This is a genomic window from Rhodobacteraceae bacterium Araon29 (assembly GCA_039640505.1).
Lineage (GTDB): Bacteria > Pseudomonadota > Alphaproteobacteria > Rhodobacterales > Rhodobacteraceae > CABZJG01.
Genome location: CP046865.1, coordinates 2,249,283 through 2,262,511, shown reverse-complemented (window position 1 = coordinate 2,262,511; position 13,229 = coordinate 2,249,283). Strand labels below are relative to the sequence as shown.

Below are 13,229 nucleotides of genomic sequence, written 5' to 3'. Positions count from 1 at the left end.
CTATGTTTTTAGTTTTAGGAACAGTGGGTACGATTGATAGGCTTTGAAAAATGGTTAAGCATCCAGTTATTCAATATTCCCCAATTCTGATAACTTTATGATAAATTCTTCAGTTTTACTCTGATCTCTGATTACTCTTTGCAAAGAGTCTTTTGAAATACCTAGCTGTTTGGCTCTATCGAGCATTTTTAACGCTAGCGCCTTGTCTCCATCTTGAAGTTTTGCAAACGCATAAAAGGCGAGCATTTCGGGAGCAATATCAACCGCATCAAGGTGCGGCTCGACCAGTGAGATGATTTTCTTGTGGTCATCCTGTAAATAATACATTGGGATTAGTCGTTTTGTTAAGTTCCAACCACTATCGTTAGGCTGCAGCCGCAAGGCTTTTTCAAAAAAGCGTGTTCCTTCTTTTAGATCACCGCATTCCACCCAGATAGAGCCACTCACTATGTATGTATCTGCTGTAGCCCCTAACTCCGCCGCCTTTTTAGCATACTGTTTTGAAGTCTCACAGTCTTTAGAACCAACTCTGAATTCGACAAGGGCGCGTAAATTATAGGATGTCACATCGTTATTTTCTGCGATATCCAAATTTGCAAGTCTGATCAATTCAGCCGTGTCTTGAGCTAAGTTAGTCGATTTTCCAACTGTGATTTTAAGGACGAGGTTCCATCCTTTTATATTGTACAAGACAGGAGAACTGCTCCCTAACTGTTCCTCAAGTTTCTTAATTATATTGGTGTGATTTTCATATGCATCCGCTGTGAATTTAAACCACTCTTCTCGTGAATTTAAAAAAAGCGTCAGTCTTTCGGCCGTACCGTATTTAGAGGCCCAACTTTTTGCTTCGGATCCTGCGACTGCCTCAATCTGCAAATGTGCAAGGATTTTATCCCCTATTTTGTCCTGAACTTCAAAAATATCTTCCGCAGCAAAGTCAACTTTATCTGTCCAGACGACTTTATTCAAAGACAAGTCAGCAAGCTGCATTTGTATTCTGGATTGATTGGAAAAAGTTTGAATTGAACCCCTCACAACAAAGTTTGCATTATAAAACTTTTTAATAAGTGCATCAGAAAGTTGCTTTGATCTGGCATCCAAACTCGTACTACTAGAAAGTACACTAATACCCGTATAACGGGACAGGCTTGAGATCATACTTTCCGTTATTGCAGTACTTAAATTCGCGCCTGCTTCTGAAGACGACAAGTTTTCAAAAGGATAGACCAGCATAACGGGTGAGGATGAGTTAACGGCTGCTAATTGAACATCAGAAGAAGCTTGGTCTTTTAGGATTGGATGAAATAGTCCCCAAAATATTACTAAGCCCAAGGCAATAACAGAAACTACAGCTGTAACCATGAAAAATTTTGACGTTGTTCCATTTATTTTTCTTTTTTGCGATGGCTCTAGAAGTAAATCAAATGCATGGAATTCGTTCTGCTTTACTTTTTGAACGCCTAGGTCGTGAAATTTGTATACCGTTTTGCCTTTGACGAAGTCGTGAATGACCTTTGCGATCGTAATGCCGCCCGTTTGGGCTAAAGCCTCAAGCCTTGCTGCAATATTAACCCCATCTCCCAACAAATTATCTTTTTCTTTAACCACATCACCAGAGTTAATTCCTATACGGAACTCTAGCTTTACTGAGGTCTCTTCTAACGAATTTCTTTCTTTGACGAGGGTTTGAAATTCTACTGCACATTCGACGGCTGAAACTGCGCTTGGGAACTCTGCAAGAAATGAGTCACCTCCAGTATTAAACAAACGTCCATTGTGCTTTTCAAAAAGCCCTTCCAAGATAGCTTCACATGCACGCAGATTGTGAATGGTTTCACTCTCGTTGGCTTCCATATGCTTGCTGTAACCAACAACATCGGTGGCAAAAATAACCGCAATCTTTCGTTCAATCTTTTCCTTGGTCATGTTTACTTTCAAATATTTTTCATTTCAGTCAAAGGACGTATGACATTAATTAATCAAAAATATATTTGTTTGTGGAGTCATTCGTTACGGAATTTACTTTCATGTTAACACCCACTGTTAAGGCATGGTGTCTGCCTTATACATAATCAACCCAATGACATATAGTTATCCAAGGTTATAGAAGAGAAATAATTATATTTTCTCTATAATAAAAATAAACAAAATGTGTACTGCATTGTTTAAAAATAATTCTTGCGAAGTGCCAGAGTTTTCCACGTATTGCGATGAGAGTGGTTTTGCAATGAGTGAAACAGATGCTACTATGCCAGTGAATTCGATATGGCTTTGTTACCCTGGAAATAAAAATATTGGAGGAAACCCTTTATACCAAGAAATGGCGCATTTGCTGCAGCAGATTATCTTTGAAAGTACAAGTGACCACCAATTTTATCAAACACTTCCTGATCTAGTTGATCAGGCATATGAAAGGCAAATTGTTTCACGTTATTTTCCAGCGGGTGAAGTTTGGGCCGTTGCGGTGGAAGGATACATGATGGATGGTGGTGTTGATTATAAATCTTCTTACTCCAGCCTCCAAATGATCAAAAATGAACACCCTGAAATGTATGATCTGACAACTAGATATTTTCCAACATCACCTGCAGATTATTGTCAATTTTGAAAATATTTTATCAGGAGTGTGTAGTTATTTTCTATATAATGAATATGCATACTTGGTATTGTCATCTGAAATAGCATGTAGGTGTTTACAAGACTGATATGTGTCACCATCACCCATCGCTTACCCCATACTAGTAGCAAAAAGGATTTGACCAAGTTATGCATGGGCCGTGACTGTATAAGCTGTGGTATATTTTAAGGTATCACCGAGGCAGTAGTTGATTATGAACCACGCATACGTAAGCTATTAATATTGCTTATAGAAGTTTGTGTATCGTGCTATAATTAGCATGTAAACCATCTCTCGGGTGCGCTATAAAATCAACGGATTAGCGGAATTCAGTTTTAAGAATACGGGATAATTGCGTAATTTACTCTTAAAACTGCGAGTGGTGAGCGCTTCAATAAAATGGATATGACTAACCAATTTTTTAAGTTTGGGGGATATCAGCCCCCTCGGAAGCTAGGATTAGCTGCTAATTTAAAAGAGAGTGTTTAGTAATCTAAAGCATTGTTTCCATGACAAATTGCGACTGACATTATTTGCAGATGCGCGACATTTCTTTATTTCCCCTTTAGGGCTGTGCTTTCACTCCGTTATTTCCCTATGCTGAACTTTGATTTGATCGCGCTGTCCTGACCCAGTTAATCTCTTATGGCTCGGGTTATTTTTTTTAACCGACTAAAAATCCAAAAATTCCCCAGAGAATTTCCCCAAAAATAGTTTTCCCATATGCCTAAACAGACTTCATTGGTAGGGCGTTAGAATTGCCTCATCGGCTGGATACCGCGCCATTGCACTACGGTTCAAGATGAACCTCAATCTCATGATGCAAACGCAATATGTCTTCTTCACTGTGTCTCATTTGTGCCATTCGCCTTCCTCCTAAAGAGACGTTTACAAAATCCATGATTTTGTTCTAGGGAAGAAGGGCAAATGTCAAAGAAGCTTATTCAAGCTTTCCAAGGCTTCGTGGATCAACGCTGCCTTTTCGGGGCCTAATTGTTCCATTACTGTAGCATTTTGGTGAATGGCTGGTTGGCGGACGTTTTGAACAAGATCTAAGCCCATATTGGTAAGAACCAATGTAACCTGCCTTTGATCTTCACGGCTGATTTGGCGCTGAACAAGCCCGTCTGCTACCATTCGATCAACCATTTTTGTCAGCGCTGGCGGGTTCATTAGTACTACTTTGGCCAGATCGCTCATGGTTAGGCTGTCGGTTTGATCCAAAGTTTCCAATACCCGCCAAGTCTCAACTTGAATTCCAAAAGAGTTAAGCTGTTTGTTCAAGTTCACGTGCAATTTTCGATGTGTTGAAGCCACCGCATACGAAAAATACTTGTCTAGTGGTAATGGGCTAGCCGTCATTATATTGTTCCAAAGTTCCAACTTTCACCTTAATTTAGTTGACTTGGAAACGAAAATCAATTGCGATACTGTGTAATCCAAGGAGTGCAATCGAAAAATGCAAGTATCGAATTGGAAATATTCCTCTGTTGGGGTGCCGCACACTATTGCCTCACCTTTCGACGAGCGGTTGTTAAGCCCATCAAAAGCATTTCGCATTGCACTGCTGATACCTATGTGTGGCTCTGCAGGGCTCTGGGCGCCTTCGTGTATCGCCTGTGCTCAGGTTGCCATCGACGAATTAAACAAAGCCGATGGTATTGCAGGACGTCAAGTGCAATTGATAATGGTCGATACTGCAATCGAGACCAATGCACCCGTTGAAGAGCTAATAAACTCGCTTATTGAAACGGAATCGGTGGATGCAATTGTGGGCATGCATATTAGTTCAATGCGTCAGAGACTAAGCAAAGTTGTGCAGGGCCGCATTCCATATATTTATACTCCTCTTTATGAGGGTGGGGAAAACGGCAAGGGAATATTTGCAATCGGCGAAACACCGGCTCAGCAACTGGGCCCTGCGATGGATCATTTGCAAGCAATTTACCGACCAAAAAAATGGGCTCTCATTGGAAATGACTACGTTTGGCCACGATCTTCAAATGCCTACGCGAAAACGAAAATTGCAGCGCTTGGGTCAAAATTAAGCTATGAAAAATATTTACCGTTTGGTCAGCCAAATTTTTATAGAGAAATTGAGGAAATTACTGCGTCCGGCAGCGAAGCCGTTTTAATCTCTTTAGTGGGGCAAGACGCTGTTGAATTCAATCGTAATTTTGGGGCGCTAAATGCGCATGAAGCTATGATCAGATTGTCCTGTGCAATTGAGGAAAATGCGCTATTGGCCAGTGGATCTGACGGGCTGAAGCGTTTGTTTTCTTCGTCTTCTTATTTTGCGTCTCTTCAGTCTGAGCAAAATGCTGCATTCAAAGAAAAATATTATACATTGCATGGTGACCGAGCCCCAATGCTAAATGCTTTGGGTCAATCAACATATGAAGGCATCCAGTTTTTGAAAGAATTGATTCAAACGCATGGAGAGGGCTGGGCGGATTTTGGAATGCCACGTCGCGCACCGCTGATTTATAAAAGTGTACGCAACGCAAAATTTATTTCAAACGACCAAAAGTCATCTCCGATCTATTTGGCTAGAGCAGATGGTGTTATGTATAGTGTTGATAAAAAATTAATAAAAACAATAGATTAAAATTTTTAATTGAAAAAGAAACTAAATACTTGAAATGGAAAGTAAAGTAATCCAAAGTCGACCTTAGACAGATTCGAGGTCCTTAGAGCACTAGTGTGCCCTCGCAATCCAAGGGAGGTCGCGCTGATGCTGATTGTTAATCTGGCTGTTGCTTTAGCTGTTTTTTTGGTCGGAATTTGGTTTTTTCAACGGTACTTTGCGAAAGCCACTCGGGACATGGCGCTTGTGCGGACCGGTTTTGGTGGACAGAAGGTTGTGTTAGATGGCGGCTGTCTTGCTCTTCCAATTTTGCATCAAATACAAAAAGTGTCGATGGGTGCTATTACGCTTCGCATTGAGCGCAAAGGAGCTGCGTCACTTCTGACAGATGATCGGCTTAGGGCTGATGTCGATATGTCTTTTGAGTTCCGTGTGGCGCCGTCAAAAACATCTGTAGCGCTGGCGGCACAGTCGCTTGGTGGACGCATCTCGCGCTCTGGTGCGGATATTGAAGAATTACTGTTTGGAACAGTTTTAAATGCCATTCAGAATGCGGCGGCCATTCGCCAACTAACAGAAATTCACACTGACAGAGCCGCTTTTACTGAAGAGGTGTCACAAGCTATTTCAGAGCAGGCAAACAAATTTGGCCTCGAACTCATTTCCGGTGCGTTGCTGTCTACGGATCAGAGTGATTTAAGCCAGCTAAATGAGCAAAATATCTTTAATGCCGAAGGTATGCGAAGGGCAGCGCAATTGGTTTCGGATCAGCGAAAAGAGCGCGTACTAATCGAAACAGAGGCTGAAATCTCTGTTCGTGAAAGCAAGCTGGTCGAGGTCCAGCGGCGTTTAGATATTGAACGATCAACGCGCGAGGCGGAAATCGCCCAAAGAGAACATCTGGTTAGATTGCAAGCAGAGTCTGAGGCTTTATCTGAGGTGCACAAGATCGAAGCTCAAAAGTCATCGGAAACGGCTCGCATAGAGCAGCAGCAGGATATTGAATCCGCAAAGGTTAAAAATGACGAGGTGCTAAGGCGCAAAGAGATGACCGCCATTCTTGCACTTGAGGAAACTAAAATACAAAACGAAATGCAACTTGCTCAGTTGCGTGCTGAAGAGGCTAAAGTAAAGGCAAGCGAAGAATCATCACGTGCGCAGGTACTGTTGGCGGCCGAATCCGTACAAAAACAAAAAGAAAAGGCAATTGCTGAACGCGATCAAGAAATTTCCTTGCTTAAACTAGAAAAAGAGTTGGCAATCGAAAGAGCCAGAGTCAAAAATAACTCTGAGACACAAATTGCCCAGGCAACGGCCAATGCGAAGGCCGTTCAGACAAAATCCGAAGCAGATTTAAAGCGCATGGAGGCCGAGGCCAAAGGCCGAGCCGCCCAGATCGCTGCCGAAAATGGCCTTAGTGAAGCCGTTATTGCAATGCGCTTGGAGGAGCGTAAGCTTGACCGCCTCCCTGAAATTATGACTCAAATGATGAAACCGGTGGAAAAAATAGACTCGATCCGCATCAACCAAATCGCTGGTATTGGCGGGGGCGCAAATGAGTCTAACGGCGGTGTGGACGGCGCTTTTGGGGCCGCCATGGATCAAATTCTAGGAATGGCTGTACGTTTGCCCGCCATGAAGCAAATGGGCGAGGAAATTGGTGTTGACTTCGACGCAAACCTTGCTGGCCGCACGGCGGATTATGCCAATCGCATCAAATCTAAAACAGAAACCGAAAAGAACAAAAAACCCTAGGGAGAAAACTATGAAACTCAACAGAAGAAAATTTTTAGCAACAACGGCTGCAGTGGCTGCCGCCGTCGCAGTCCCCAGTATTTCACTAGCTGGCGATACCATAAAGCTTGGATCGGTATTGGACACATCTGGCGGTTTTGATGCCTATGGAAAGCCAATGAACATGGCGCTTCAGCTTGCTGTTGAAAAAATTAATGCCGATGGTGGCCTTTTGGGCAAACAGGTAGAAGTAATTGGCTACGATACGCAATCTGATATGGCCCTTTATACGCAATATGCCCAACAGCTTGTCCGACAGGATAAAGTTGATGTGGTTCATGGTGGTATTTTGTCTGCGTCACGCGAAGCTATTCGGCAAACCATGAGAAAATCTAAAACTCTGTACTTCTATAATGTTTTGTATGAGGGCGGTGTTTGCGACCGAAATATCTTTATCAACGGTGTAACGCCAGCTCAGCAGGTAGAAGCTTTGGTGCCTTATGCGATGGGTAAATCTGGCAAGAAGGTATATATTTTAGCTGCTGACTACAATTATGGTCAGATCACCGCCGAGTGGATCAAAAAGTATGTTGCTGAAAATGGTGGTGAAACTGTTGGTCTTGATTTCTTCCCGCTGGATGTGTCTGATTTCGGCTCGACAATCGCAAAAATTCAGTCTGTTGGCCCGGATTTGGTGATCGCGCCACTGGTAGGCGCTGCGCATCTTTCATTCTTCCGTCAATGGGCGGCCTCGGGGATGAAAGATAAAATTGCACTGGCCTCTACAACAATGGGCGTGGGCAACGAACACAAAGTGCTAAGTGCGGCCGAAACGGACGGTATAATGGTTGCTTACAACTATTCTCAAGACATAGACAGCCCAGCCAATAATGCGTTTAAGGCAAATTGGGAAGCGGCTTTTGGAGATAGCAACTCTATTCATGAAATTGCAGTTTCCAACTATCAAGGCGTTCTGACTTGGGCCGAGGGTGTTCGAGCGGCAGGAAGCCTGGATCGGGATGCGGTTATTGCTGCTCTTGAAACCGGTATTTCCATCGACGGCCCGGGGGGCAAGGTCACGGTAGATCCCAAAACCCACCATGCAGTTCTTGATGTTCATTTAATGGAAATGGAAAATCAGGGAATGCGGGTTGTTAAAACGCTGTCCCAGCGCCAACCGATTGATACCCAAGCGGTTTGTGATTTGGCGGCCAATCCAAACGATAACACACAGTATGAAATCAAATTCTAAAGCAATTTGATTTACGGACAAAAGTAGCCAACGTCGCCAGCCTTGGCTGGCGACGAAACGCGCCCAAACATTACAGGTAAAAAATGGATTTTGGCTTCGTCATTTTGGTGGAAATTCTCTATGCAGTCGCTTCACTTGCCTTAATAAGCGCAGGTTTGGCGGTTGTTTTTGGGATGATGAAGGTGATTAATTTGGCGCATGGGGAATTCATGATGCTTGGAGGTTACGCCGCTATTACCTCTGCAAACATGGGCGTAAATATATTTATAGCAATGTTGATAATCGCTCCGATTGTTGTCGGGCTTATTGGATTGATTGTAGAGCGTCTGGTGATCCGCCATCTTTACGGTCGACTGGTTGATACCATGCTTGCGACTTGGGGGCTCAGCCTGTTTTTTATCGGTTGCGCGACGATGATTTTTGGGAACACGACAACCGGTATTTCAACGCCAATTCCTGGCTTTGCTGTTGGCGACTATCAAATCAATGGCTATAATTTCTTTATAATTATCGTTTCAGTGGTTCTAATCTTGGTGATGTTGGCGGTGCTAAAAACCACACGCCTGGGGTTGATTGCGCGCGGTACAATGCAAAATCCGGACATGGCGTCCGCTTTGGGCTATTCACCAGACCGGATATATATGGCAACATTTTTTGTGGGCTCAGCGCTTTCAGGTTTTGCCGGCGCTATTTTGGCGCCCTTGGTGGGGCTGGTTCCAACGTCGGGCGGCGCCTTTATCGCAAAAGCGTTCATTACCGTGATCGCAGGTGGCCCGGCGCTGATTTCCGGACTTTTGTCGAGTAGCGCATTGTTTGGCTTTGTCGGTCAGGTTTTTTCCTTTGTGGCCTCTCCGGTGATCGGGGACGTTGCCATGCTCATCGCGGCTGTGATTTTACTGCGCCTCTTACCGCAGGGTGTCACAGGCCGTTTTTTCAAGGGTAAGCTCTAATGCCTAAAAGCTGGCAAAAAGAAAGTGTTATTGTCATCGCGATCGCTTTGATTTTGGTTTATGCTTTGCCCTTTGCGATCAACACCTTCACCCTTTCGATTTTATTAATCTATGGGATGTTGGGGCTCAGCTTAGGACTAATTTGGGGGTTTGGCGGTATCTTGTGCTTTGGGCAAACTGCTTTTTTTGGGCTCGGAGCTTATGCCTATGCGATTTCAGCTATCAATATTGGTGAAAGTACACTGCCTCTGATTTTGTCCATTCTAGTTCCGGCGGCATTTGCCGCCTTGATGGGCGCGATGATGTTTTATGGACGTCTGGCAGATGTTTATCTTGGCGTGATTACATTGGTGGTGACTTTAATATTGTTTAAATTCATTAATTCTACGGCGAGCCCAATTTATGTTATCGGTGAAGCACGGCTAGGAGGCTATAACGGCATTCCTGGTTTCCAAACTTTGAACATACCTGGCCGGCCTGACGACTATATTTGGGGCGACGCATTTTACTATTTTTGTTTTGCGGCTTTGGTGATTGTATATTTGCTTGTTTCATGGCTGTTGCGGTCAAGCTTTGGCCGGATTGCCATCGGCATTCGCGAAAATGATGAACGCATGTCGTTAATGGGATATGATACTCGTGCTCGAAAAACTGTTCTTTTCGCAATAGGCGCTGCCATTGCCGGATTGGCAGGTGGTCTATTTGCGAATTGGGCCGAAATAGTCACTCCGGGCTTATTTAGCCTAGGCCAATCAGCAGAGATAATTATTTGGTGCATCGTCGGCGGCCTTGGTACCCGCTTGGGTCCCATCATTGGTGCAGCGAGCCTTGCCTATTTGAAATTTCTGCTGGGTCAGCAATCAATGATTGACAATACATTGATCATGGGCTTGATCCTTGTTTTATTTGTCTTGTTTTTGCCAAAGGGTATTGTTCCAGCAATTTCAGACCTTTGGGCTGCAAGCTTTGGCCGGCGCCGAAAGCGGCTGCGTAAATCTCGCCGTGGCACTCGGGTGATTTCCAATGGTTGAAGTGGCTTTAGAAACCAGAAACCTAAATATGCGTTTTGGCGGCATCTGCGCGGTAGATAACGTAGATTTCAAGCTAAACGCTGGTGAGCTACGTTGTCTAATTGGCCCAAATGGCGCAGGTAAAAGCACTTTTTTTAAATGTGTTACAGGCCAGTTAGAGCCAACCGGGGGTCAAGTGTTTATGCGCGACGAAGAGGTTACAGGCTGGTCACCACATGAAATCGCGTCATTAGGCGTGGGTATAAAAACCCAAGTTCCAAGTGTTTTGGACGGTCTCACGGCCTTTGAGAATATCTGGTTGGCAGCCAGGCGTTTTCTATCCGTCACAGATGCCAATAGAATGACGGATGAGGTCATATCGCGACTGTCCCTTGGTGACATAATTAATTCAGATGTAGGCCAGCTTGCCCATGGAGAGCGACAGCGTGTTGAATTAGGCATCGTGATGGCGGCGGATCCTTGGTTGATACTGCTGGATGAACCGGCAGCAGGAATGTCGGCAAAGGATGTGGATAGCTTGACCAACATCATCCACGAGATGCTGAAATCGGCCGCTGTGATCATTGTGGAACATGATATGCAATTCATTCGGTCAATCGCCTCTACGGTGAGCGTTTTTCATCAAGGTGCCATGTTAATTGAAGATCATGTGGACCGTGTGATGGCCGATCAGACCGTGCGCAACGTTTATTTGGGAAAGAAGGCCTAGATGGAAAACGAGCGCAACATAGCTTTGAATGTAACCGGGCTTTCGGGTGGATATGGCAAAGTTCCCGTGCTTCATGGCGTAGAGTTTTCGGTGGCAGAAAACGAGATTGTTGGTGTCTTGGGGCATAACGGCATGGGGAAATCAACTCTGTTAAAATCGCTCATGGGATTTTTGCCAGCCAATACAGGCACAATGCGGTTTTTCGGTACAGAAATTAATGGATTGTCTCCAAACGAACGCGCCGGCTTGGGGCTTGGATATGTTCCGCAAGGACGCGGCATATTTCCTCAGCTTTCCGTTCTGGATAACTTGCGATTTGCCTATCAAGATTATGGTGAAGAAAGCCAAGAGCACGCCCTGCAAGTCATTTTATCCGATTTTCCACGTCTCAAACGGCTGCTGTCTCGCCAAGGGGGTGCGCTGTCTGGGGGTGAACAACAGCTTTTGGCGCTTGCTCGGTGTTTGATGGGCGCTCCAGATTTCTTGCTTTTGGACGAGCCGACAGAAGGTATTCAACCTTCAATCATCGAAGAGATGGCTGAAACTCTTGTGTCGCTTAAGAAAAAACGCGGACTATCGATTTTATTAGTCGAACAGAATTTTGATTTCATCAAGGATCTGTCTGACAGGGTACTTGTGCTTGAGCGCGGCCGTATTTCCGGTGAATTGTCAAAAACGGAATTGGCTGATCAAGCCAAAGTAGATCAGTTCTTAGGGTTTGGAACCGCGCGGTCGACGCGCAAAAATTCACCCTCAGGCAACGCAACTATCAAAAGCTCTGCCCCTTCGAAATCAGATCAAATTTCAATCGAAATTCCTCAACGCTCGGTGATAAACATGACCATAAAACGTCCTTCCTTGGCCCAGATGCGGGCTATGGCTGAAAAATTCAATATGAGCCTGACTGATGAAGAACTGGCCGAATATAATGAAATCATGGAGCCCTATATCCAAGCCTATGATCGGCTGGATGCCACGCCTGATAACCTGCCTAGTGTTCGCTATCCTCGCGCGCCCGGGCATTTTCCTGATTTTTCGGAAAACCCCCTTAATGCCTGGTATGTCAAAACCGAGGTACGGGGCGCAATGGATGGCGCTCTCAAAGGCAAGCGGATTGCGCTTAAGGATACCATTTGCCTTGCTGGTGTTCCTATGATGAATGGGTCATCCATCATGGAGGGATACACACCCGAAATTGATGCCACGATTGTTACCAGAATGTTGGATGAAGGCGCAACGATTGTAGGCAAAGCCCATAGTGAAAATTTTTGCTTGTCTGGCGGCTCTCATACCAATGCGAAAGGCCCCATCCATAACCCATGGAAACACGGCTATATGGCAGGTGGATCTTCTGGCGGATCTGCCGCTTTGGTTGCTGCGGGCGAAGTTGATATGGCCATTGCCGGAGATCAGGGTGGATCCATTCGAATACCTGCTTCAAATTGCGGGGTTTATGGAATGAAACCTTCGCATGGATTAGTGCCGTACACAGGTGTTATGCCAATTGAGCAGACCATTGATCATGTCGGCCCAGTGACCAACAATGTCGCAGACAATGCACTTTTGTTGGAAGTTCTGGCCGGGGAAGATGGTCTTGATCCGCGGCAGCATAAACCAGAGGTTTTCCGCTATACAGAGGCGTTGGGTCGCGGTGCACATGGCTTGCGTATCGGAATTTTGAAGGAAGGGTTTCATCGACCTGAAAGCGAGGCAGATGTAGACCAAAAAGTTTTATCTGCTGCAGAAAAATTTCGCGAAATTGGGGCAATCGTCGAAGAAATTTCGGTCCCTGAACATCATCTGGCGGTCGATTGCTGGACAGCAATAACTGTTGAGGGCCTGCAAGATCATATGATGAATGGAAATTCGGGGGGGTCAAATTACAAAGGCTTGTTTTTACCTTCCCTGATGGATCATATGGCACAATGGCGAAATAGATCTGATGAGCTCACTCATTCTTTGAAAGTTTGCATGTTTCTTGGCGAGTATTTTCAAGAACAATACCGGGGCCGGTTTTACGGAAAAGCTCAAAACTTGATGCGCAAAGTTAATGAAAAATATACTGCAGCTTTAAGCCAATATGATGTACTGCTAATGCCAACCTTACCAATGAAAGCGCAGAAAATTCCGCCTGCGGATTGTTCAATAAGTCTTTACGTGCAGCGTGCCTTTGAAATGATCGGCAACACTGCCCCGTTTAATGGTGGCTTGCCGGCGATGAATGTTCCATGTGGACTGAGCGAGGGGCTGCCAATTGGCATGATGCTGGTTGGGCGGCAATATGGTGAATTAAAAATTTATCAGGCGGCTCATGCATTTGAACAGATCGGCGATTGGCGCGTAATGTAG

At 44.8% G+C, this 13,229-nt stretch carries 10 protein-coding genes; 8 read left to right on the top strand and 2 right to left on the bottom strand.

The genetic code is table 11. The features are described from left to right. Positions 1 to 66: 66 nt before the first annotated feature. Positions 67 to 1,926 carry a hypothetical protein gene (locus GN278_10920; GenBank protein ID XAT61208.1) on the bottom strand — a complete coding sequence of 620 codons (1,860 nt, stop codon included), beginning with the start codon at positions 1,924 to 1,926 and terminating at the stop codon, positions 67 to 69. A gap of 301 nt (positions 1,927 to 2,227) precedes the next feature. On the opposite strand from GN278_10920, the gene GN278_10915 reads away from it, so the two are divergent. Further along, positions 2,228 to 2,608 carry a hypothetical protein gene (locus GN278_10915; protein ID XAT61207.1) on the top strand — a complete coding sequence of 127 codons (381 nt, stop codon included), beginning with the start codon at positions 2,228 to 2,230 and terminating at the stop codon, positions 2,606 to 2,608. A gap of 939 nt (positions 2,609 to 3,547) precedes the next feature. On the opposite strand, the gene GN278_10910 is transcribed toward GN278_10915, so the two are convergent. Beyond that, positions 3,548 to 3,979 (bottom strand): MarR family transcriptional regulator, encoded by a 432-nt coding sequence (locus GN278_10910; protein ID XAT61206.1) that lies wholly within the window; start codon positions 3,977 to 3,979, stop codon positions 3,548 to 3,550. Positions 3,980 to 4,076: 97 nt separating this feature from the next. On the opposite strand from GN278_10910, the gene GN278_10905 reads away from it, so the two are divergent. From GN278_10905 to GN278_10875, 7 genes are all read left to right on the top strand, one after another. Next, a complete protein-coding gene (locus GN278_10905; GenBank protein ID XAT61205.1) occupies positions 4,077 to 5,225 on the top strand; it encodes an ABC transporter substrate-binding protein in 1,149 nt (382 codons plus the stop codon). Positions 5,226 to 5,351: 126 nt separating this feature from the next. Further along, positions 5,352 to 6,959 carry a flotillin family protein gene (locus tag GN278_10900; GenBank protein XAT61204.1) on the top strand — a complete coding sequence of 536 codons (1,608 nt, stop codon included), beginning with the start codon at positions 5,352 to 5,354 and terminating at the stop codon, positions 6,957 to 6,959. Positions 6,960 to 6,969: 10 nt separating this feature from the next. Next, positions 6,970 to 8,190, top strand: a complete 1,221-nt coding sequence (locus tag GN278_10895) for a transporter substrate-binding protein (protein XAT61203.1) — start codon at positions 6,970 to 6,972, stop codon at positions 8,188 to 8,190. 83 nt (positions 8,191 to 8,273) lie between these two features. Then, a complete protein-coding gene (locus GN278_10890) occupies positions 8,274 to 9,140 on the top strand; it encodes a branched-chain amino acid ABC transporter permease (protein ID XAT61202.1) in 867 nt (288 codons plus the stop codon). Beyond that, on the top strand, positions 9,140 to 10,171 hold the full coding sequence (locus GN278_10885) for a branched-chain amino acid ABC transporter permease (protein ID XAT61201.1): 1,032 nt from the start codon (positions 9,140 to 9,142) through the stop codon (positions 10,169 to 10,171). Before GN278_10890 ends, GN278_10885 begins: the two co-directional genes overlap by 1 nt. Next, on the top strand, positions 10,164 to 10,880 hold the full coding sequence (locus GN278_10880) for an ATP-binding cassette domain-containing protein (GenBank protein ID XAT61200.1): 717 nt from the start codon (positions 10,164 to 10,166) through the stop codon (positions 10,878 to 10,880). Before GN278_10885 ends, GN278_10880 begins: the two co-directional genes overlap by 8 nt. Beyond that, positions 10,881 to 13,229 (top strand): amidase, encoded by a 2,349-nt coding sequence (locus GN278_10875; GenBank protein ID XAT61199.1) that lies wholly within the window; start codon positions 10,881 to 10,883, stop codon positions 13,227 to 13,229.

Coding starts and splice junctions, on each gene's coding strand:
- GN278_10920 (XAT61208.1), bottom strand. CDS start 1,926: ATGACCAAGGAAAAGATTGAACGAAAGATTGCGGTTATTTTTGCCACC.
- GN278_10915 (XAT61207.1), top strand. CDS start 2,228: ATGAGTGAAACAGATGCTACTATGCCAGTGAATTCGATATGGCTTTGT.
- GN278_10910 (XAT61206.1), bottom strand. CDS start 3,979: ATGACGGCTAGCCCATTACCACTAGACAAGTATTTTTCGTATGCGGTG.
- GN278_10905 (XAT61205.1), top strand. CDS start 4,077: ATGCAAGTATCGAATTGGAAATATTCCTCTGTTGGGGTGCCGCACACT.
- GN278_10900 (XAT61204.1), top strand. CDS start 5,352: ATGCTGATTGTTAATCTGGCTGTTGCTTTAGCTGTTTTTTTGGTCGGA.
- GN278_10895 (XAT61203.1), top strand. CDS start 6,970: ATGAAACTCAACAGAAGAAAATTTTTAGCAACAACGGCTGCAGTGGCT.
- GN278_10890 (XAT61202.1), top strand. CDS start 8,274: ATGGATTTTGGCTTCGTCATTTTGGTGGAAATTCTCTATGCAGTCGCT.
- GN278_10885 (XAT61201.1), top strand. CDS start 9,140: ATGCCTAAAAGCTGGCAAAAAGAAAGTGTTATTGTCATCGCGATCGCT.
- GN278_10880 (XAT61200.1), top strand. CDS start 10,164: ATGGTTGAAGTGGCTTTAGAAACCAGAAACCTAAATATGCGTTTTGGC.
- GN278_10875 (XAT61199.1), top strand. CDS start 10,881: ATGGAAAACGAGCGCAACATAGCTTTGAATGTAACCGGGCTTTCGGGT.